Origin of the sequence: Shewanella gelidii (genome assembly GCF_014647855.1) — a bacterium.
Lineage (GTDB): Bacteria > Pseudomonadota > Gammaproteobacteria > Enterobacterales > Shewanellaceae > Shewanella > Shewanella gelidii.
Window position 1 is genome coordinate 511,854 of sequence record NZ_BMPZ01000001.1, and the last position, 20,486, is coordinate 532,339.

General features: G+C 44.0%; 18 protein-coding genes. 10 read left to right on the forward strand and 8 right to left on the reverse strand.

Features of this window, described 5'->3' with window-relative positions:
• Position 1 precedes the first annotated feature (1 nt).
• Positions 2 to 1,240: a response regulator gene (locus tag IEY18_RS02295; protein WP_188917385.1), complete on the forward strand. Its 1,239-nt coding sequence runs from the start codon at positions 2 to 4 to the stop codon at positions 1,238 to 1,240.
• A 25-nt stretch (positions 1,241 to 1,265) separates the two neighbouring features.
• Here IEY18_RS02295 and IEY18_RS02300 read toward each other — a convergent pair whose 3' ends face one another.
• Both IEY18_RS02300 and IEY18_RS17445 read right to left on the reverse strand, forming a co-directional pair.
• Positions 1,266 to 1,994, reverse strand: a complete 729-nt coding sequence (locus IEY18_RS02300) for a pseudouridine synthase (protein ID WP_188917387.1) — start codon at positions 1,992 to 1,994, stop codon at positions 1,266 to 1,268.
• A gap of 168 nt (positions 1,995 to 2,162) precedes the next feature.
• Positions 2,163 to 2,288, reverse strand: coding sequence for a hypothetical protein (locus tag IEY18_RS17445; protein ID WP_268244241.1), 126 nt, complete (start codon positions 2,286 to 2,288; stop codon positions 2,163 to 2,165).
• A 233-nt stretch (positions 2,289 to 2,521) separates the two neighbouring features.
• On the opposite strand from IEY18_RS17445, the gene rbsK reads away from it, so the two are divergent.
• A complete protein-coding gene (gene rbsK, locus IEY18_RS02305; RefSeq protein ID WP_188917389.1) occupies positions 2,522 to 3,736 on the forward strand; it encodes a ribokinase in 1,215 nt (404 codons plus the stop codon).
• Between the two features lie 58 nt (positions 3,737 to 3,794).
• Here rbsK and IEY18_RS02310 read toward each other — a convergent pair whose 3' ends face one another.
• The 3 genes from IEY18_RS02310 to IEY18_RS02320 all read right to left on the reverse strand — a co-directional run bounded on the left by IEY18_RS02310 (position 3,795) and on the right by IEY18_RS02320 (position 6,756).
• Entirely contained in the window at positions 3,795 to 4,778 is a 984-nt protein-coding gene (locus IEY18_RS02310; RefSeq protein ID WP_188917391.1) for a nucleoside hydrolase, read from the reverse strand.
• 200 nt (positions 4,779 to 4,978) lie between these two features.
• The gene (locus IEY18_RS02315; RefSeq protein ID WP_188917393.1) at positions 4,979 to 5,341 is read right to left on the reverse strand and encodes a TehB-like domain-containing protein; all 363 of its coding nucleotides are present in this window, start codon (positions 5,339 to 5,341) and stop codon (positions 4,979 to 4,981) included.
• 242 nt (positions 5,342 to 5,583) lie between these two features.
• Positions 5,584 to 6,756, reverse strand: coding sequence for an acyl-CoA dehydrogenase (locus IEY18_RS02320; protein WP_188917395.1), 1,173 nt, complete (start codon positions 6,754 to 6,756; stop codon positions 5,584 to 5,586).
• Positions 6,757 to 7,590: 834 nt separating this feature from the next.
• On the opposite strand from IEY18_RS02320, the gene IEY18_RS02325 reads away from it, so the two are divergent.
• The 3 genes from IEY18_RS02325 to IEY18_RS02335 all read left to right on the forward strand — a co-directional run bounded on the left by IEY18_RS02325 (position 7,591) and on the right by IEY18_RS02335 (position 10,107).
• Positions 7,591 to 8,028 (forward strand): DUF3019 domain-containing protein, encoded by a 438-nt coding sequence (locus IEY18_RS02325; protein WP_188917396.1) that lies wholly within the window; start codon positions 7,591 to 7,593, stop codon positions 8,026 to 8,028.
• Complete coding sequence (locus IEY18_RS02330) at positions 8,025 to 8,741, forward strand: winged helix-turn-helix domain-containing protein (RefSeq protein WP_188917399.1); 717 nt, start codon at positions 8,025 to 8,027, stop codon at positions 8,739 to 8,741. The genes IEY18_RS02325 and IEY18_RS02330 overlap by 4 nt, the downstream gene beginning before the upstream one ends.
• A 91-nt stretch (positions 8,742 to 8,832) precedes the next feature.
• Positions 8,833 to 10,107: an ATP-binding protein gene (locus IEY18_RS02335; RefSeq protein WP_188917401.1), complete on the forward strand. Its 1,275-nt coding sequence runs from the start codon at positions 8,833 to 8,835 to the stop codon at positions 10,105 to 10,107.
• 58 nt (positions 10,108 to 10,165) lie between these two features.
• Here the strand turns inward: IEY18_RS02335 and IEY18_RS02340 are convergent, their stop codons facing one another.
• Positions 10,166 to 10,438 (reverse strand): DUF1289 domain-containing protein, encoded by a 273-nt coding sequence (locus tag IEY18_RS02340; protein ID WP_188917402.1) that lies wholly within the window; start codon positions 10,436 to 10,438, stop codon positions 10,166 to 10,168.
• Between the two features lie 373 nt (positions 10,439 to 10,811).
• On the opposite strand from IEY18_RS02340, the gene IEY18_RS02345 reads away from it, so the two are divergent.
• Together IEY18_RS02345 and queG are read left to right on the forward strand one after the other, a co-directional pair.
• Complete coding sequence (locus IEY18_RS02345; protein WP_188917404.1) at positions 10,812 to 12,692, forward strand: tetratricopeptide repeat-containing diguanylate cyclase; 1,881 nt, start codon at positions 10,812 to 10,814, stop codon at positions 12,690 to 12,692.
• A 167-nt stretch (positions 12,693 to 12,859) separates the two neighbouring features.
• The gene (gene queG / locus IEY18_RS02350; protein ID WP_188917406.1) at positions 12,860 to 14,065 is read left to right on the forward strand and encodes a tRNA epoxyqueuosine(34) reductase QueG; all 1,206 of its coding nucleotides are present in this window, start codon (positions 12,860 to 12,862) and stop codon (positions 14,063 to 14,065) included.
• Between the two features lie 52 nt (positions 14,066 to 14,117).
• Here queG and IEY18_RS02355 read toward each other — a convergent pair whose 3' ends face one another.
• On the reverse strand, positions 14,118 to 14,798 hold the full coding sequence (locus tag IEY18_RS02355) for a nitroreductase family protein (protein WP_188917408.1): 681 nt from the start codon (positions 14,796 to 14,798) through the stop codon (positions 14,118 to 14,120).
• A gap of 362 nt (positions 14,799 to 15,160) precedes the next feature.
• On the opposite strand from IEY18_RS02355, the gene IEY18_RS02360 reads away from it, so the two are divergent.
• Together IEY18_RS02360 and IEY18_RS02365 are read left to right on the forward strand one after the other, a co-directional pair.
• Positions 15,161 to 16,693, forward strand: coding sequence for a peptidoglycan-binding domain-containing protein (locus tag IEY18_RS02360; protein WP_188917410.1), 1,533 nt, complete (start codon positions 15,161 to 15,163; stop codon positions 16,691 to 16,693).
• A gap of 91 nt (positions 16,694 to 16,784) precedes the next feature.
• Entirely contained in the window at positions 16,785 to 17,396 is a 612-nt protein-coding gene (locus IEY18_RS02365; RefSeq protein ID WP_188917412.1) for a pseudouridine synthase, read from the forward strand.
• 44 nt (positions 17,397 to 17,440) lie between these two features.
• On the opposite strand, the gene IEY18_RS02370 is transcribed toward IEY18_RS02365, so the two are convergent.
• The gene (locus tag IEY18_RS02370; RefSeq protein ID WP_188917414.1) at positions 17,441 to 18,064 is read right to left on the reverse strand and encodes an HD domain-containing protein; all 624 of its coding nucleotides are present in this window, start codon (positions 18,062 to 18,064) and stop codon (positions 17,441 to 17,443) included.
• Between the two features lie 124 nt (positions 18,065 to 18,188).
• Between IEY18_RS02370 and IEY18_RS02375 the strand changes: the two genes are divergently transcribed.
• Positions 18,189 to 20,405, forward strand: a complete 2,217-nt coding sequence (locus tag IEY18_RS02375; protein ID WP_188917416.1) for a YfaP family protein — start codon at positions 18,189 to 18,191, stop codon at positions 20,403 to 20,405.
• The last annotated feature ends 81 nt before the right edge of the window (positions 20,406 to 20,486 follow it).

A 20,486-nucleotide genomic window follows, 5' to 3' on the forward strand; every position in this document is an offset into this window, starting at 1 on the left:
AGTGAGCAGCAAATCAACAAGCCATATCACGCTATATACTGATGATAGAGATAACGATAAGTTGCTCATGAGCGTTTTGATCAGCCATTACGCAAAACTTAAAGTTGTATCTTCAATTGACAGTATTGGTCAGCAATTAAAAGACCCGGCTCCAAAAGTCATCATGGTCGCAGCCAGTACGTTCCAAGAAACAATTTCAATTTATTATCAAGCGCTAGATGCGGTTCATGATAAGCATCTTTGTGAACACAGTATTGTTTCGCTTATTTCTAGACATGATGAGAAAGAGGCCTATCAAGCGTTCAGCAGTGGTCTTATTGATGACTACCTCGTCGCTAGGCCTTTATACGAATTACATCGCCCCATTGTCATTTGTAGTCATTTGTTAAAAGAACTGGGTTTAACCATGACCCAGAAAGATGGCTTAGATTTTGTCCACAGCCAAGATTATTCTCCGGATGTTAAGTCAATTGTGACAAAGGGGCTTGTCCGTAAAAACACATTAAAACAAGAGTTTGAATCAAGTATTGATCAAATAGATAAAGCGCTAGATAAAGCCGCTGAGCGTATTCAAGCCAATCAAACTGTTCAACTCGATTTAAAGCGATTAGATGACACTCTCTCTGCAATTCGATCGGATGAAATCCGGCCAGAACTATTAAAGCTACAAAGCAAAGCAATTAACTTACTACAACAAGTGGTCTCCGACGTTGCAGAAGAGCATCAAGCGCCCGATCATGACACCAAAGGTCTTGAACAACAGCAAATTAAAAAGAAAAATCCAAATGAGCCTTCTTTCAATCGTTTACATAACACCACAATCTCTGAAGAAGAGATTGAAATTAGCATAAAGCATATCCCGAAAGTTCTAATCGTTGAAGATGACAACATCAGTTTAAATCTAACTGTCATGCTGCTGAAACACTACAAAATAGATATAGACACCGCCGTCTCAGGTCGACGCGCATTCGCCTACTTAAACAGCCGTCAATATGACTTAGTCTTGATGGATATCAATTTGCCTGATACCAATGGCCTATATCTACTCAACCAGGTTGCCCATGGCACCGGACCCAACCGAGATACGCCAATTATTATGTTAACGGGTAATAAGAATAAAAATACGGTTAAGCAAGCCGTAGAAGAAGGTGCAAAAGGTTACATCATTAAACCACTCTATAAGGCAACGATGATCAAACTGTTTGAGAAATACAACTTACCGTTATTTGTTCAAAACTAGCTTAAAACTCATAATTAATAACAAACTAACTAGAATGAGCAAAGGGCACATCAAGTGCCTGTAGTTCTTGTTGGGTTAGCCTGCGGCTTTGCCCTGGCTGTAGTCGCGGATCGAGCGTTAACGACCCGATTTGATGACGGTGTAATTCGACAACCGGATTTCTAAAGCGGCCAAACATACGCTTAATTTGATGATAACGACCTTCTCTTAACGTTACTTTTGCCCGATGACTGCCTACTATTTCCAGCTCAGCTGGCTTGGTTGTTATGCCTTCATAATCAAAATACATACCCTCAGCAAAAGCCTTTACATACTCAGAAGTAAGGGGGTTTGCCAAAGTAACCCAATATTCCTTGGTCACTTTGGCTTCGGGTAACATTAACGCTTCTGACCAGCGACTATCATTGGTTAGTAATAATAAACCTGAAGTATTCAAGTCTAGTCGGCCTACCAGATGCACTTGCTTCTTTAGCTGATCATCCAACAGATCAACAACACACGTGTGCTTGTCATCTTTTGTTGCGCTCACTACACCGGTTGGCTTATGTAGCATCACATAAATAGGAGAGATGCATTGCAGCACTTGTCCGTCACAAACGATATGAGAAAACTCATTGATAGGGAGCGCAATATCTTTAGCGGGATCACCATTAACGATGACTCGCCCCTGCGCAAGCAAAAGGCGTACATGTTTACGATTTATATGGAGAGCGACGCTAAGAAAGCGGTCGAGTCGGCCCCGTTTAGACTGCACCTGTTTGTCCGTGATTCAGAAAGGGTTTCGTCAACGAACTATAGCATGAAGCTAGGCCATCACCATCTTCTCTTCTCGGCAAATGAAAGACCTCAAAGCAGTCGTATGGATGCAAAGCACACGACTGACAATAATGGCTTAATAAGCGATTCGAGTGCCAATGACTAATTAATCTTGGAGAAAACTTGAGGATTGAAGAAATGACTGAATATCAACATCTGCACGAGATAATTGAGGAATAAGCGCGGCAGCGACCAAAGCAACAACAACAGCAAAACGGACTTTACTTAACATCGATTCTTACTCTATTTTAATTCGTCATTTCTCGACCATAGCCAATTGAAATCTTTAAATGAACCATCAACTGTCAAAGCTGTGACCTAGACAACATTGCCCCTTATAAGTGTTGATCAACCGCACACTAAAGGTTGATATCGCACTCCAACCAAACCATTTTGTTCGTTTTTCATGATAAGCTAGCGCTTAACTCACATCATCGACGCTTCTGACAAGGTATATTTGCCGCCATGAACAAACTCAGCCGCAATGAAAGACTAACTGTTATCTTAAAACTGCTTAGCGCGCATAAAGTTTTGTCAAATGCGCAACTAGCCAAGCTTATGCAGGTCACCCCAAAAACGATTCGTTGTGATCTCGTCAAATTAGAGCAAGAGAAACAGGTCATTCGTACCCATGGTGGCGTTAAGCGTTCAGAGCAGTTTGACGCAGATAAGTACAGCCTAGATAGCCTTATGGCTCAAATGGCGACCGATAGGATTGAGTCAGACATCATCCCACAAGGCTTCAATGATGATGGAGTTAACCAGATGAAAAACAAAGTCTTTATTTTGGGTTCTTTCAATGTAGACATTGTTGCAACCTTAGAGCGATTCCCCCAGCCGGGTGAGACGCTACACTCACTTGGAAGCACAATCGGCGCAGGCGGTAAAGGCGCTAATCAGGCCTATGCCGCAGCGAAAACGGGAGCGAGTGTCACCTTTATGACCAAGATTGGCAAAGACCAGTTTAGCCATTTCGCCAAAGAGCATCTCGCGAGCACGGGAATAGATAAAACCCTAATCATCGAGTCAGATGATAAACCAACTGGGAATGCGTTAATTTACGTCAGTGAACAAGGTGGCGAAAATATGATTGCAGTCTATTCCGGCGCAAATACCTCAATTCAACACGAAGAAGTCGTGCAAGCTGAGCAGCATATATTGAGTGCTGATCTGTTTGTCACTCAACTCGAAAACAACATTGACGCTATTAAGCAAGCCATGATGCTGGCCCATCAACACGACGTAAAAGTTGTCTTGAACCCTGCGCCGTACCATGAACGAACGCCAGAGCTCATTCCCTTTGTGAACATGGTGACTCCCAATGAAACAGAAGCCTCTTTGATGTCGGGTATCGAAGTCACCGATTTAGCTACAGCAAAACAAGCCGCAATTAAAATCAACCAGATGGGAGTTGAGACGGTCGTGATCACCCGAGGTTCACAGGGCGCACTGCTTTATGAAAACGACCGGTTCATGGAAGTCGGTGCAATAAAAAGTGCCGTTGTCGATACGACTGGAGCTGGTGATGCCTTTAATGGCGCACTGGCAGCACAGTTGGTAAAAGGCAACTCACTGCTTGATGCTGCAAAGTATGCCAACGCATACGCATCACTTGCTGTAGAGCGAATTGGCGCAGCCAACATGCCTGATGCGAGCTTAGTAACGACGCGGTTGAACTAAAATAATTGCCAACACGCAAAAGGCTCCAAATGGAGCCTTTTCCACTAAATCACTTGAGTTACTTATCCGCTGTTAGTCTCAGATCAAATTCAATGAGTGCTTGCCGGTAAATCTCTAATAATCGCTCACTGTTGACCGTAACAGCCACATTTTGAGGCGAAGCAATTTCCCACTCATCATAATGATGGCTTCGATTGTCAAACTTCTGAATAGTATGACCAATCGCAGGCCCCTCGGTCACGACGCGAATCGGTCCCTTTCTCGTTGTAAACAGTTCAGGCTCGATAACATAAGCAATCGCCGACGGGTCATGAACATGGCAAGCTTGCATACCAACATATTCGGAATAAAACGCTAAATAGTAACGACTCACATCCCAAATAAATTGACCGACATCACCCGCATCGTCCCGAAGCTTATCGAGGTAAGGTCGGGTATAAAAGCTTTCTTCTGTCACATCAAGCCCAATTACGGTCACCGGCCAGCTGGCACCAAACACGATATCCGCAGCATGGGGATCATCATGAATATTGGCTTCGGCATATGGCGTCACGTTTCCACGATGCCCGTTGACCCCAAAGGCTCCACCCATAATCACGACTTCTTTCACCCAATCAACAATAGCCGGTTCAGCTTGCAATGCCAGGGCCAAATTAGTCAAAGGGCCTACCGCCACCAGCGTAATTTCTTTAGGCTCTTGCTTCAAAGAATCAATGATGTACTGGTATGCTGGACGCCCATCAACTGTCGCTTCTAGGACGTCAGGCACAGGCATATCACCAAAGCCTTTTTCACCATGAACAACAACGGTTGGTCCAACTGGATTTCGCTGGAGCGGCTTATCGGTACCTTGGACTATATCTGCTGACAATCCGAAATACTGCTTCAAGTACAGTGCGTTATGGGTCGCATTCTCAATGGTTGCATTCCCATATACTGTCGTAATTGCTTTGAGCTCAACCCCTGAATGTGCTTCTGCAAAAACAATTGCCATTGCATCATCGATCCCAGGATCTGTGTCTAAGATTATTTTACGTGCCATGCTTGCCATCCTAAGTCGTAAGCCAGTTCGCCGCCGAAGTGACTGAGTTAAGGTGAGGAAGTTTAAATAGTAATTGAATAAGCACAAAGCGTAAGTCAAAGAGGAAGCAAATGTGACCCGTCGTTCATTCACATACCGCAAACAAACATTTAGGTTCCATCTGCCGTTAGAATACTGGCAAGGGATGCATTCATAAGGACTCAGGAACCCGAAGCAGCACTGAGCGATGCAGACTGTTGTACTGACGTTTTCGATAATGCCGCTTGCAATAAACTCTGATGGGCGTAGTAATGAATTTGAAACTGAGTATCTTCAGATAGCAACTCGATACGATGCCAATACTTGGGGTGAGAAATCGCAGTTTCATGGGCTTTGATGATTAGCTCTTTATCCACCGCACCATCTTTTAAACCCACAAAGCGAAGCTCGCCTTGGTGAACTTGAATCTGTCCGTAAATTCCTGTTTGAGTCGTATATTTGTCCAGTAATATTGGCGGTACACTTTGTTTGTTAAATAGCGGGGTCGACTTAAACTTCACATAACCCTTAGGGACTAAAGACATTCCATCGCTCCTCAATCAGTTTATCAAACTCAAGCATTTACATATGCGGCAAAACCAGCGCCAAGCTACGCTGGTTGAAAAACAACCAGCACCTCAGAGGTAAAATATAGCGAGTAATGAAATGGATCTCCAATCCAATCCCAAATAACCTACAAATAATTAACACGCTTTCATCATTAAACCTTGCAGAAGTATTTACCAGTCCCTGATTAACCAAAGCGCTAATGAGCATCAACCTCTGATTAGAACGCTGATAACCCCGTTTGCGCGCGCCCAAGTATGAGTGCGTGAATATCATGAGTTCCTTCATAGGTATTCACGGCTTCGAGGTTCATCATATGGCGAATGACATGATACTCATCACTGATGCCATTTCCACCATGCATGTCGCGGGCAACCCGAGCAATGTCGAGCGCTTTGCCACAGGAATTGCGCTTAATGAGTGAAATAGCCTCTATGGCCAACGCATCTTTATCAAGAAGCCGTCCGGCCTGTAAACAGCCAAGCAAACCAAGTGATATTTCAGACTGCATATCGACCAGCTTCTTTTGGATCAACTGATTTGCGGCTAAAGGTCGACTAAATTGTTGCCGCTCTAGCGTATAATCCCGAGCAGCATGCCAACAATACTCTGCCGCTCCAAGTGCCCCCCACGCAATGCCATATCGCGCTTTATTCAAACATGAAAAAGGCCCCTTTAATCCACGGCCCTCAGGTAGCAGTGCAGATTCCGGCACCTCGACATTATCCATCACAATTTCACCAGTAACTGATGCTCTCAACGAAAATTTCCCTTGAATTTTTGGGGTGCTTAATCCAGCCATACCTCGTTCCAGAATAAACCCTCGAATTTGTCCGTCTAGCTTTGCCCACACGACAAAAACATCTGCAATAGGCGAGTTGGTAATCCACATTTTACAGCCGTTCAAACGGTAGCCACCTGAGATTTTCTCTGCGCGTGTAGATAAAGATTGCGGATCGGATCCGACGTCAGGTTCAGTTAACCCAAAACAGCCAATCCACTGTCCGCATGCGAGTTTAGGTAAATATTTTTGTCGCTGTGCTTCGGAACCATAAAGATAAATCGGATACATCACGAGCGAGGATTGGACACTCATGGCCGAGCGATAACCACTATCAACACGTTCAATCTCCCGCGCCATCAAGCCATAACTCACATAATTTGTTGCAGCACAGCCATACTTTTCAGGAAGAGTCGCTCCCAAAATCCCTAGCTCTCCCATCTCCTGCATGATTTCTGAATCAAAGGTTTCATAACGATTTGCCTCCAGTACTCTAGGCATCAATTTTTCAGCCGCAAAGTCACGCACGCTATCGCGCACCATTTTCTCTTCAGTTGTTAGCAAACTATCGAGTAACAAAGGGTCCTGCCAATTAAAATTAACTCGAGGCATGTGAAGGCATCCTATCTTCTATTTATTGATGTTAGAAAAGACATATCCCGCCGCACATCTGTATCAATTTGCGACCAAGCGGCAAAACACATCCAGAGATATGTTTGTGAATGCTAATATATTGCTCAATTTGAAGTCGTTTGTCATACCTTTTACTCAACAAACACTTTGGCAGCCGATAAATGCTAGCGACTTATCTGCACAATAAACTTTACACCGGCAGTTCATAGCATTCGCAAGAAATTCGAATACTACATAAGCTCAAATTAGGAGTGCTGCCGTCGCCAGCAATTCAGCACTCGATCACGAGATCCAAAGAAAAAATGAACAGATGACCGCTTTCGTTCGCTGTATTTATAAGGTCCAAATTTTTTGAAGAATATCCGCAGGCTTATGCTCGTTTTTCAATTAACACAAACTGTTCGACGGTTCAGGAAAACGAACAAAAAACACAACCAATCGACCACAGCCGTCATCTAGCTCCCAGCGAAATTAGTGGTTTGAAGATATCGATACATCACAATAACTCCAGAAAGCAGATTGATTTTTTACATCTAAAAGGGAACCCACGCCGTAAAGTCAGGGTAATACGCTCAACGTAATCGCAAATGTACCAAACACGCGAATTGCCTGAAAAATACAGCACGTTCCGCAGAATAAGTACAGGAAGTGCTCAAGAAAACTCAGCTTAGGCGTTCTCAAAAGCCGATGTGATATTCGATATTAGGTATAGACATCAACAAGATCGGCACGATCAAAGCTAGAGAACCGAAAGAAACAGTGGAAGTTGTTGCACCGGTTGAGTTAGGCCATCTTTCTAAAGTGAATACAGATATGAATACAAAACTAAAGTGGCTATTTCTATGCCCCGTCGCGCTACTTGCTCTGACAACATCGCTCACGGTCATCGCGACCTCTGCTGAGATTGATTCCAATAAGAGCGTCACCACACCGGCTTTATCCATAACCCCTCGCCTATGCATCAGCACACCCGAAGATCCGAGCTGTAATATCACGCTTACCCTGCAGTGGCCGACACTTGATGCACCAGTTTGTATTCGATCAACGGCAATTGAATCGAACAAATGGTGTACAGGTTCAGCTGAGGTTAAATCTTTGGCTGTTAAAGTCCGTACTCAAGAAGACATTGAATTCTTGCTTGTCAACGAGAACACCAATCAACAAATCGATGATGTGACGTTCAAGGTGACCCCTGTAACTGAGCCGCAGGTTAGAAGGCGCTACCGAAAACCATGGAGTCTATTTAAGTGAACGACAGTCACCCAACCTACCGTGTACTGCTAGTTGAAGATGATACCCGTTTAGCCAATTTGATCGTGGACTACTTAAAATCCCACGGCATGCATGTTGAATTAGAACGTCGCGGCGACACCGTCTTAACTCGCCTCATTAGCTACCGTCCAGATATCATCCTGCTAGATATTATGTTGCCAGGTACAGATGGCCTTACCCTTTGCGAACAACTACCAGATTACTTTTCAGGTCCAATTTTGCTGATGAGCGCTCTAGGAAGTAATGAAGATCAAATTAGAGGCTTAGCAGTTGGCGCTGATGATTACGTTGTTAAGCCTGTGGACCCAGCGCTGCTCGTTGCCCGAATTAACAACCTCCTTAAACGCAAGTCGATGCCGCTGCAAACTCACTCCCATTGCTTAAATTTCGGTAAGCTTAGCATTGACCCACATGCGCAAACGATACGTCTAGGTAGTGTAGAAGTTGATCTCACCGCCCATGAATTTGAACTGCTGTGGCTGTTAGCGTCTCAAGCAGGCCAAGTACTCAGTCGACAATATATATACCAATACTTATTAAATATTGATTTTGACGGCCGCGATCGAAAGATAGACGTCCGAATTTCACGTTTACGAAAAAAACTGGGAGATAACATCCAAACCCCTTTCAGAATTAAAACCGTCTGGGGCCAAGGTTATCTATTTGCACCAGAAGCATGGATGATCCCTTAAGCAACAGGTAACAAATTTCTCACCCTAGAAAGCGCTATTAAATTAGTTTTTAGGGTGAAACCCTACATATATCCCCTCCAGAAGTTGAGCCATGAAACGACTTTTTATTAGCCTTTATTTATTGGTGAGCATCAGCATTATTAGTATTGGCTGGACTCTAGATAATATCTGGCACAAAAATGTTGATGAGAATATCAATCTAGATGCTCCACTCATTACACTCGCCCATGTACTAACTAAGCTACCCACTTCTGCACGAGAGCAATATCTAAGCTCACTTCCTAACAGGCTTAACATTCCCGTACGTTTAGTCGACAAAAATAAAGTGAGCCTAACTCATAACCAACCCCTTACTGACTATGAAGTTTTTACCGTTGTAAATGACGGGCAGCAATATCAATTTATCAACGTCGGCGAGCAGGTATTGATGTCTGGGCCAATTGATATCACCATCTACGGAAATCAACGTCATTTATACACACTGGTGTTTTTTCTCTTCATCGGACTTGCTGCATTGGCATGGGTTTGGCCACTCTCTCGAGATTTAAAAAAACTACAGCAACATGCGGTTCAACTGCAGCAGGCAAATTGGCATACTCGAACCGAGCTCTCTAAGAGTTCACAAGTTCAGCCTTTAGCGCGAGCCTACAATAATATGGCGCAACATATTGGCGCGTTGCTCGAAAATCAACGCCATTTATCCAACACGATATCCCATGAGATCCGTACCCCACTGGCTCGACTCAAATTTTCACTTGCACTGCTTTCCCAAGCGAATTTCCAACGTTCAGAATATAACCTGTCCAAAACTTACTTGGCTGGTATGACCCAAGACATCCAAGAAATGGAATCCTTACTACAGGAGCTATTGACCTATGCAAGCCTTGAAACAGCCCTGCATCACCAACACCAGCCCCTTGATTTACTTCGCTCGGCGAAACAAACAGTTGTCAAACTCCAACGTCATCACAAAATCCCCATTCGATGCAGAACTCTATTAAACAGTGCAGTCATCCTCGGAGAGAATCAACTCATTGAACGTGCCCTGCAGAATTTGATCTCAAATGCGCAGCGCTTTGCAAAAAGCCGTATTGATGTCTTTGTAAAAAGAACGGTTATTCAAGGTAAATCTTATTATCAACTATCAGTCATTGATGATGGCGAAGGTATATCTGCAGCTGAGCAAGCAAAAGTGTTCGACCCATTTTATAGAATCCAATCCCAGCAAAATGGTTCCACAGGCCATGGGCTCGGCCTTGCAATTGTCACCAGAGTAGCGGAGAGCCATCAAGGTTGGGTAAATGTTTCGAGCCGGCCCGGACACACACAATTCGTCATTACGTTACCTCAAATGAAAAGCTCATGAACCCAATATTTATCGGGCTCTATGCCATTTTTATAACGATTGGCCAAAGCAACTCTGATTAATCTTGTGGAGGGTCAAATTCAAACTGGGCATTGGCTTCAGAACGCGCAGTTAATACCTGCTGTTTATAGGCTTTCATTAACGCAAGTTGTCGACGACGTTTACGCTGTTTACACAAACGAATAACATCAACTTTCTTCGCATCAGTAAAATTAAGCCATTGCAGCCGTTCATCTCTGCTTCTTAGGCAGCCTTTACAATATCCGCGATTATCTGCTTCGCAAACCCCAACACATGGGCTAGGTATGTCAAAAAACTCTATCTGTTCCATAGCTTAACCATATACCAAAATTGTGCGGCATGACCAATTATTACGCAATTAAAGACAAGACACCCATTGCACAACAAACCATCAAACTGACTAAAATAAAGGTTAATTCGTGACGTTTTCGCTCAATTTACCTGCACGCACCATCTCATCAGCCAGCGAACACAAACATAGCTGTCGTAAGTAAAGGTTCGTCCTAAAAGCCTCCTTAATTAAGCTGCTTTTCAAAACACTCAATTCTTGATTCAGAGCAATATTTCAACATAAAAACCAAAAAACAAACAAATTGATCACATCTTGTACTAGGCAAAACATCCAGCATGCGGTTACTCTATGCCTATAATAAAAACAAGTTCGTCTATGAGCCGCCATCACTATGAACCTTTTTTATAAAACCATTGTGGTTTTAATATTTTGCTTTTCCTGCACAATGGGGTCATTCCCACTTCTAGCTGCAAGCGACAACCCCAAAGCTGACGAAATATTTGAAAAGATTATTAATGGTCATGGCACAAGTGACAGCCACTCACAAATGCTTAGCGAATTGGAAACACTCATTAGCAGATCTGACACCCCGAGAAGGATGCGCCTGAATGCGTTGAAATGTTGGGAGCCTGATATAAGCAATAATCAAGTCATCAATGCGGCGATTGCCTATGCTGATCAATGGCTACAGCATGATTCGATGGCACCTTACCCCAAATTAAAGCTTGAATTACTTTTGTGCAAATCATGGTATTTAGAACAAAAAAACGAAGTTGAAATTGCCATGCAGGGCTACAACCAAGCGGTTAAACAAGCCTATGCTTTAGAAGACAATCGACTTATTGCTGACGCAAGAAGCATCCGAGGAGAGCTATTTTCATTTCAAGGCAATTTTTCAGCGGCACTTGAAGACCTCATTACTGCTCAACACCTATATGAAAACCAAGAGCTTTCTTATTGGAGCAACTATAACTTAGGCTCAATTGCTACAAGCTACCGACGATTTGGCGATCCGCAAAATGCCATCCGCTACTTTGAACAACAAAAACAAGCACACTTAAAACGTGGTGAAATAGACATCGCAACAGGGATTGAAACTGAGATAGGATTTTCCTATGAAGAGCTAGGGGAATACGAAAAAGCACTTGAAAAACACCTCAAAGTATATCGAGCCGGTGAACAAAAAAAACTTGCTGAATTCGACATGGCGATTTTTGCTTTAAACGTCGCCGCAGCGCTCTTACGGCTCGAACGCACCCAAGAAGCCTTACAATACCTGCAGCAGGCTAAACCTCACATCGCTAGCGACCAAATCGGCTTCTATGGCGAGTTAAATATTTACTTAGCTCAAGCCTATCTCAATACGTCTAAACTTGAATTGGCGTTCAAACACGTGGTTTTAGCTGAAAAATCTCATCGGAAAAGTAAGAATCAGCGGGGCGAGGAAAGAGCTCTTTTCATTAAGAGTCAAATCTTAGGAGAAAACCAAGATTGGCAAGCCGCATATGACACGCAGCGACAACTATTCGAAACCCATAAAGCCCTGGATGCGAAGCAAGAATCTCGCCGTACAGCAGAAATCCGAGGCCGCTTTAACAGCGATAAAATGGAGCAAGAGAATCTACAATTGCTCGAGTACAAACGGTTAAAAGAGCAAGAACACATCATCACGCAACAAAATAAGTACCTTCAAGTCGCCGTATTGCTATTAGCTCTGGTCATCATCATTATTTTAGGGCTCTATTTGCTTAAGCAGTTCCGTCGTACTCGCACCCTAGAGGCTTTGGCGCTAACCGATCACCTCACCCAGTTGCCAAATCGACGTCATATTTATGTTCGCGGCGAAAAGGAGTTCGCGAAATCTAAAGCCAATCACACTGATTTTTCAATTATTTTATTTGATGCCGATCACTTCAAAAAGGTAAACGATATTCTTGGCCACGATGCTGGGGATAATGTACTCGTTAAACTAGCGCAACTCAGTGCATCAATGATGCGAAAAGGTGACATGGTAGGTCGAATTGGCGGCGAAGAATTTTTAATCTTATTGCGAGAAACGCCATTAAACCAAGCCCAAATTATTGCTGAACGTTTAGTGACTACCATCGCCAATGAAAATCTTGATGACATAGATCCAGGGTTTAGAGTCACGATAAGCGCCGGAGTTGCCGCTATAGACGGGCAAACAAACTTTAAAGAGCTAATGAGTCGTGCTGACCAAGCACTCTACGAAGCCAAAGAAGCGGGGCGCAATTGCGTGAAGCGAGGTTAATCCCGTTTGATGGCACGAGCCTTCTTGCTTAGGTCTTGCTATCATAGCGCCCCAAATACCCAGTGCAGCTACCAATGAGATGCTGACCATCGCTTAACCGCATCAAAATGGCGGCCTGAATAAGCGATGAGCTACTCGCTGACCCAATAAACTAGTGAACGTTCATTATGCCCCAGTCTGACCAATCACATCATCAGCAACGTCCAGTCTCTGAGCTACCTTCATCAGAAGCCAGTGTTTTAGCTAGGCTAATAAAGCAATGGGGTAATGAGCTGGGCTTTGCGCAAATTGGTATTTGTGATGTCGACCTCAGCGCCGAAGAACCAAAATTTCAGGCTTGGCTTGATAAACAGTACCATGGTGAAATGGCTTATATGGAAAGCCACGGTATGATGCGCGCTCGACCAGCGGAACTCCACACAGGAACGACCCGAGTCATTTCAGCTCGCATGAATTACCTCCCTCCCCAAGCCGGATTTGCAACGTCACTCAAAGCACCTTCGGTCGGCTACATTTCTCGATACGCCGGTGGACGCGATTACCACAAAATGATGCGTAATGGACTGAAAAAACTCGGGCAAAAAATTCAGTCACATCTGCAAGCATTGGGCTATGCGGCACCTAATTATCGACCCTTTGTAGATTCAGCCCCTGCGCTAGAGCGCCCGTTAGCAAATAAAGCAGGATTAGGTTGGACCGGTAAACATTCACTATTACTTAACCCAAATGCAGGTAGTTGGTTTTTTCTCGGCGAACTATTTATTGATATTGCTTTGCCGTTAGATATTGCGATTGAAGAAGCCTGTGGCAGTTGCGTCGCATGTATAAAATCATGTCCAACCGATGCCATTATTGAGCCTTATATCGTCGATGCAAGGCGCTGCATCTCCTATCTCACTATTGAATTACAGGGAGCGATTCCTGAGGAATTCAGGCCACTTATCGGTAATCGAATCTACGGCTGTGATGATTGTCAGCTTGTGTGTCCAGTTAATGCAAAAGCACCTTTAACGGAGCAAACAGATTTTCACACCCGCGCCAATCTAATCAACCCAGATCTGCTTGAGCTGTTTTCATGGGATGAAGCAAAATTTCTAAAAATAACAGAAGGTAGCCCAATACGACGCTTAGGACATCATCGTTGGCTGAGAAACATCGCCATAGCCATTGGTAATGCGCCAACTTCAGAGCCATTACGCCAAGCTTTACAACTCAAAAAACAATGCAAAGAAATCGACGCCATGGTGCTCGAGCATATTGATTGGGCCCTTGCTCAACATCAAATGCAGCTCGAACAAGGACAGTCCGCATTAACCAGAAAGACACAAAGGGTTATAAAAGCCGTCGAAAAAGGCTTGGTGAGAGACGCTTAGGATATTCAACAATTCATCAACCTAAGTCACTGCTTCCTATCTTCACAAAGCACTACAAAATAGTGCAGATTTCACTGAGCGGTTTCTTTTCCAAAGCATGCTCTGGAATCGTCGCATCTGTCGCGGGGTAACCTGCAATGATCAACATGTATGGTCGATCGTTGTCATTTTCACGTCCACACACCTTGCTTAAAAAGCTCATGGGCTTTGGTGTATGAGTTAAGGTTCCTAAACCAGCATGATGCAAAGCCTGAATTAAAAAGCCTGTCGCAATACCGACCGATTCATGCACATAGTAATTACTCTTTTGTTCACCGCCAGTGACATGATTGTCGGTTCGCTTTTTACTAAAAACGGCAATTAACCAAGGCGCATGTTCTAAGTAAGGTTTTTCGGCGTTCGTTCCCAGAGGCTTTAATGCTTCCAACCACTCCTCGCCAGCCCGACCTGCATAAAATGCTCGCTCAAGTTCTTCCGCTTGCTCTCGGATTTGAGACTTCACTTTAGGATCTTGAATGGCCACAAAATGCCATGGCTGATGATTTGCACCATTCGGTGCAGTACCCGCCGCCAAAATGCACTTTTCAATAATTTCTTGTGGTACCGCTTTATTTGAAAATTTACGTATAGAGTGCCGACGCTTCACTTGTTGATAATTGTCTTCAGCCCGTTGCAACATTTCTGACTCAGGGTATTCTACGAAATCATTTAATGGGTAATGTGCTTCAGACATGAAGTCTCCTACAAACTTTTCGGTGCAAACAAAGAGTAAACTCAACGCGAATAGCAATCTAATTTCAAAACGCGAGAAGACACAAAAAGCTAACAGCATAGCAACAACTTGTCTACTCCTCTCCTGTTCATTTGCGAGCTAAACTGAGGCGTCAGCCCACCAAGATAGCTCAATAAACAACCACCCTTATCGACAACACACACGCCAGCCACGCCATACTTTTGACTTACAATTAACTTTTTCTCATTAACAGCATGAAATACTGGATTAAACCATATATAATCGCGATCAATATCACAGTCATAAAATTGGCACCTTGCGCGATAGACTGATAGCAGTTACCCATTTATTCAGGAGGAATCATGGCTACTTCACGAACAACTCTGTTCAAACTCAGTACCATTTCAGCAGCAATTTTGTTAACCGCATGTACAACCACATCCCAACAAGGCGAAGTCTCACCTTATTCTGCCGCAGAGCTTGAGCAACGTAACCAAGCGCTACTAGAACGCGAAGCGGCCGTTGCCAAGCGCGAAGCAAAAGCCCAAGACGCGATGGTTCGCAGCAGTGCTGATGGTGAATTGCTACCACCAAATGCACAAGCTGGCGAATGTTATGCACGTGTTTGGGTTGAGCCTAAGTACGAACAATATACTGAACAAGTGCTAGCAAAAGAGGCGAGCCAAAAAATTGAAGTCATCCCTGCTCGCTACGAAACCGTTCAGGAAACTGTTGAGGTTCAGCCTGCTAGCTTCAAGATGGTCGCAGTGCCAGCCACATATGATTTTGAAACAGAGCAAAAGCTCGTAAAAGAAGCTGGCACTCAGTGGCTTGTTGACCTGAAAAAAGGAAGTGCTCCTGCAAGTGCAGAACTATTGAAAGCTGCGTCTGATCACGGCATCGACTTAAGCAGCGCGCAACCAGGTATGTGTTACCACGAACATTACCTGCCTGCGAAGTATGAGCAAAAGAACGAATCAGTTCTTGTAAGTGAAGCTTATGAAACTGTTGAAACGCTTCCAGCAGAGTTCCGCTGGGTAGAAAAGCGTATGTTAGTTAAAGAAGCAAGCACACGTATTGAGCAAGTTCCTGCACAATACGAAACCGTGACCGAAGAGGTTGTGGATGTCCCAGCGCATACGATTTGGAAGAAAGGTACTGGCCCGATTCAGAAAATTGATGAAGCGACAGGCGAAATCATGTGTTTGGTTGAAGTACCAGCAACATACAAAAAACTCAGTAAACGCGTTTTAGTCTCTCCAGCAACGACGCGTACCGTTGAGATCCCAGCTGAATACGAAATGGTGAAAGTCCAAGAACTGGTTTCTGAAGCCAAAGAGGTTCGTACTCAAGTTCCTGCGAAATATAAAGATTTTGAAGTCACTGAAAAAGTTGCTGACGTTTCATTTGTATGGCATGAAATCCACAATTTAGACCACCCATCTTCGACACGTACGGGTAATAAAATCTGTCTGACAGAAACCCCTGCTAAGTATGAAACGGTGAAACGTCGTGTGGTTGTTCAGCAAGCCGGTACTAAGCGCGTTGAAATCCCAGCGAAATATGAGTCGGTTTCTGTAACCAAGCTGGTTTCTGCTGCATCAGAAGTTCGCACTGAAATTCCTGCAGAATATAACACTGTCACCTTGAGCAAGATTAGCCAAGATGGCTTCATGGAATGGCGCCCAATTCTATGTGAAACCAACATGACTCGTTCGACCATCATGGATATTCAAAATGCCCTTGCCACTAAAGGATATAACCCTGGCAAAATTGATGGTGTTGTTGGTGGCGATACAATGAAAGCCGTCAATGCTTTCCAGGCTGACAATAGCCTACCAACTGATAAATATATCAATATCGAAACGCTAAAAGCGCTTGGTTTAAGCTTCTAAGCAATAAGCCCCGCCACTTTTAGTCACAGTAAACGCCCTGTACTTATGATAAAGTCAGGGCGTTTTTTATCGATAACAACACACCACAATAATGACAACCCAACAAAACTCACATCAACACTTTATGCTATTCAAACCCTATGGGTTTTTAAGCCAGTTTGTTCCAGAGACCCGTAAAAAGAAGCCACTACTCGGCGAATTACACAGCTTCCCTCCCGGTGCCATGGCAATCGGTCGACTCGACCATGATTCTGAAGGTTTATTACTGGTTACAACCGATGGCATGATCAGCCATCAAGTTCGCAGCAAGAAAATAGATAAAGAATATTATGTGCAGCTTGATGGCGAGATAACAGATGAAGCGCTCACCCGATTACGACAAGGAGTGACGATTGGTATAAAAGGTACGCAATATCAAACCCTTCCCTGTCGCGTTTTTAAACTAGACAATCCCCCATCGCTTCCAGCACGTGGGCGCGCAATTCGTCATGAGCGACATGGCGTCAGTAGTTGGGTTTCAATTACGATTAATGAAGGAAAATATCGCCAGGTTAGAAAAATGACCGCTGCAGTTGGCTTTCCAACATTACGCTTAATAAGAGTAAGAATTGGCAAGATAAACTTAGAGCAACTGAAAGCAGCGCAAGCAAATCAAGAATTATTGCCGGGGAGCGTTGCCCAGTTACAATCAGTAGACGTGTAGTTGCGACAAAGGTGCGCACAAGGTCTCGCCCATCAACTCCGTCGTCAGGCAACTTCTCGCTGCAACTGAGCCAAATATGCTCTCATAAACTTTGTTCGCTTTTGTGCTTCTTTTTTCGCTGACTCAGTATTCATCTTGTCACTCAGTAAAAGTAACTTACGATAAAAATGATCCAGTGTAAAAAGCTGATCATTCGGTGCCCTTTGCTCACAAAAAGGATCTTCGAGTTGGTATAAAGGCCGCTCGAGTGTCGTACTTACTTGAATACAGCGCGCAATACCGATAGCCCCAAGAGCATCAAGCCGATCCGCGTCCTGTATTATTTTCGCCTCTATGGTTTGTGGCGGGATGCCGGCACTAAAACTATGGGCAACGATCGCATGGTGAATCGAATCAAGATACTGCGCCGGATAATCAATAGAACTCAAAAAATCACAGGCACGCTGCGCTGCAATACGAGAGCTTAGATGTCGTTCAGGGTGATCCTTTGCATATGCAAAACAATCATGTAGCCAAGCGGCAGGCATTACGATATTGACATCTGCTTGCTCAGCTACGCAAAGATGCTTTGCCATCGCCACCACTCGCTGCACATGGGCAAAGTCATGAGCAAGATCTTGTTTCATCTCTAACTTAGAAAAATCAGCGATTAGATTCTCTTGTTCCATCTTGAATCCTTAATAACATCATACGAACGACCTAAATTCTAACAAGTCATTGAAATAAAAACGAATGATACTTAACATCTGACGCGAATCTGTTCTCTCGAATCATACCAAAATGGAGTTTTAAATGGACTTAATCCCGATACTTCGAACCACAGCTATCGCTTCGGCCTTATCAATTGCGATAACTGGCTGCGGTGGCAGTTCATCAAGCTCTGAACAAGAGCAACCCAGCTCATCAAGCGCAAATGTCGCACCAAGCATTTCTTCCACTGCCGTTGTCGCTGCTGTTGAAGATATTCAATACACTTATCAAGTCGCCGTTACAGATCCCGACGATGAAAATAATGGCACAGATCTGACGTTTAGCCTGATGAATGCACCAAGTGGTATGACAGTTTCAACAACGGGTCTAATTGAGTGGCTTCCAACGGAAGGCGTTCTCAACTCTGGTGATGTTACTATCTCAGTTACGGATGGTGGAGAAGATAACGCAGCCACTGCTAGCCAAACCTTTGCAATAGCGGTAACACCGGTAAATGATGCCCCGACTGTATCTGCCGTAATGGCCCAGTCGGTCGATGCTGGTGATACGTTTAACTATCAATTAGTAGTGAATGATGTTGATGATACTGATATTCAAAATGACATTAGTTTTGAATTGGTATCTGGCCCAGCTACCATGTCAATTAGCCCAACGGGGGCAATTTCATACCTATCTTCAGCGACTCAAACCAATGTATCCAATGTTGTGATTCGCATCGCTGATGGCGGTGAAGATAGTGCACAACCAGCCGATGTTGAATTCGCCCTCAATGAAAGATTCTTTCTGACACTATCTGGTACAACAGTAAACTACTTTAATGGTATACCAATCGAAGCGGGGCGTATCGAGCTTTCCAACGGTGCGGAAATAGTCGCCGAAGCAACCTCGAACAACCTAGGTGAATTTCAAACCAAAATTCAAGATACCAAGCTAAGTGAGCGGCTAACGCTCACCGCTGACGCTGCAGGTTATGCCGAAGCCGCGTTAAGTATGGCGCAAAACGAAGTGGCCCAGTCCCATCGATTATTGCTACAACCTGTCCACGGAAATGTTACGTTTGATGCAACCCAGGCGACCGATCTGAGTGTAGAGAACACAGTACTGGTATCCTTGCCAGAGAATAGTTTGGTCGACGCAAATGGCAATCCAGCAACAACTGCTGTCGCCGCTGAATTAACGATCATTAACCCTGCGATTGATATTGAAATGATGCCAGGGGATATGGTCACCACCAATCCAGCAGGTGAAACCGTGCCAATTGAATCCTTTGGCGCCATCACCGTGACTTTTGAAGATGAAAACGGAGCGCCACTGCAACTTGCATCTGATAAAACAGCTGTAATTAACATTCCGGTTGCAGGCACAACACCGCCAGCAACGATTCCTCTATATTACTATGATTCGGTCACAGGTAAGTGGATTGAAGAAGGTGAAGCCAGTCTAACCAATATTAATGGCGAGCAATTCTATCAAGGCCAAGTTAGTCACTTCACAACCTGGAATGCAGATCGCATCTATGACACCGTCATCATTAATGGTTGTGTAGTAGATGAGCAAGACACTCCACTGAATAATGCGCGTATTATTTCTGATGGTCGTGACTATCTTGGTCGCTCTACAACGTATTCAAACGATGACGGATCATTTAGCATACAGGTTCGGATGAATTCTACGATATTGCTTTCGGCAACGATTGGCTTTCAAAGCCGAACGGTAGAGATTTCCTCGCACGATATAGATACAGATCTAGAAGAGTGCCTCGTTCTCTCAGAAGCCTTAACCAAAATAACTTTAAATTGGGGAGACGAGCCCAGCGATTTAGACTCTCATCTAATTATTCGTAATGAGACCCAAGAGCTAGGGCATGTTTATTTTGCCAACGAGACGGTCACACTAGGTGAAAGTATTATCTTCTTGGATGTCGATGATACAAATAGCTACGGACCAGAAGTCATTTCAATCCCAGATTTTCCAGAAGTCGCAACTTATAGCTATTACGTCCACAACTACTCTGAAGATCCTGCTATGGAAGCAGAAACGACAAGGGTTGAAGTAATTTTTGAAAACGAGCAATACCTATTTGCCCCGCCTAGCGAAGACATTAGTTTGTGGTGGCATGTGGCTGAGATTGAAAAAACTGTCGATGGGCAACTCACTTTTACGCCAATTAACGCTTGGACGGATGACCCAACCCAAATTGAAATGGAGTTTGCTCAACCTGTATCCGCAGTTATTTCGAAACCTCAGTTTAATGCAATTGTGAAAGGGCTTATTAAAAACAAGTACTATAAACAATAACTAAAATCAATAACTTAAAATCAATAACAATGCTCTATAGAGCGACAAACAAAAAGGGCTGCCATTCGCAGCCCTTTTCAT

Excerpts from the sequence above, each read along its gene's own strand:
- IEY18_RS02345 (WP_188917404.1), top strand. The coding sequence starts at position 10,812 with ATGAACCTTTTTTATAAAACCATTGTGGTTTTAATATTTTGCTTTTCC.
- IEY18_RS02360 (WP_188917410.1), top strand. The coding sequence starts at position 15,161 with ATGGCTACTTCACGAACAACTCTGTTCAAACTCAGTACCATTTCAGCA.
- IEY18_RS02315 (WP_188917393.1), bottom strand. The coding sequence starts at position 5,341 with ATGTCTTTAGTCCCTAAGGGTTATGTGAAGTTTAAGTCGACCCCGCTA.
- IEY18_RS02375 (WP_188917416.1), top strand. The coding sequence starts at position 18,189 with ATGGACTTAATCCCGATACTTCGAACCACAGCTATCGCTTCGGCCTTA.
- IEY18_RS02340 (WP_188917402.1), bottom strand. The coding sequence starts at position 10,438 with ATGGAACAGATAGAGTTTTTTGACATACCTAGCCCATGTGTTGGGGTT.
- IEY18_RS02355 (WP_188917408.1), bottom strand. The coding sequence starts at position 14,798 with ATGTCTGAAGCACATTACCCATTAAATGATTTCGTAGAATACCCTGAG.
- IEY18_RS02365 (WP_188917412.1), top strand. The coding sequence starts at position 16,785 with ATGACAACCCAACAAAACTCACATCAACACTTTATGCTATTCAAACCC.
- queG (WP_188917406.1), top strand. The coding sequence starts at position 12,860 with ATGCCCCAGTCTGACCAATCACATCATCAGCAACGTCCAGTCTCTGAG.
- IEY18_RS17445 (WP_268244241.1), bottom strand. The coding sequence starts at position 2,288 with ATGTTAAGTAAAGTCCGTTTTGCTGTTGTTGTTGCTTTGGTCGCTGCC.
- IEY18_RS02370 (WP_188917414.1), bottom strand. The coding sequence starts at position 18,064 with ATGGAACAAGAGAATCTAATCGCTGATTTTTCTAAGTTAGAGATGAAA.
- IEY18_RS02325 (WP_188917396.1), top strand. The coding sequence starts at position 7,591 with ATGAATACAAAACTAAAGTGGCTATTTCTATGCCCCGTCGCGCTACTT.
- IEY18_RS02320 (WP_188917395.1), bottom strand. The coding sequence starts at position 6,756 with ATGCCTCGAGTTAATTTTAATTGGCAGGACCCTTTGTTACTCGATAGT.
- IEY18_RS02310 (WP_188917391.1), bottom strand. The coding sequence starts at position 4,778 with ATGGCACGTAAAATAATCTTAGACACAGATCCTGGGATCGATGATGCA.
- rbsK (WP_188917389.1), top strand. The coding sequence starts at position 2,522 with ATGAACAAACTCAGCCGCAATGAAAGACTAACTGTTATCTTAAAACTG.
- IEY18_RS02335 (WP_188917401.1), top strand. The coding sequence starts at position 8,833 with ATGAAACGACTTTTTATTAGCCTTTATTTATTGGTGAGCATCAGCATT.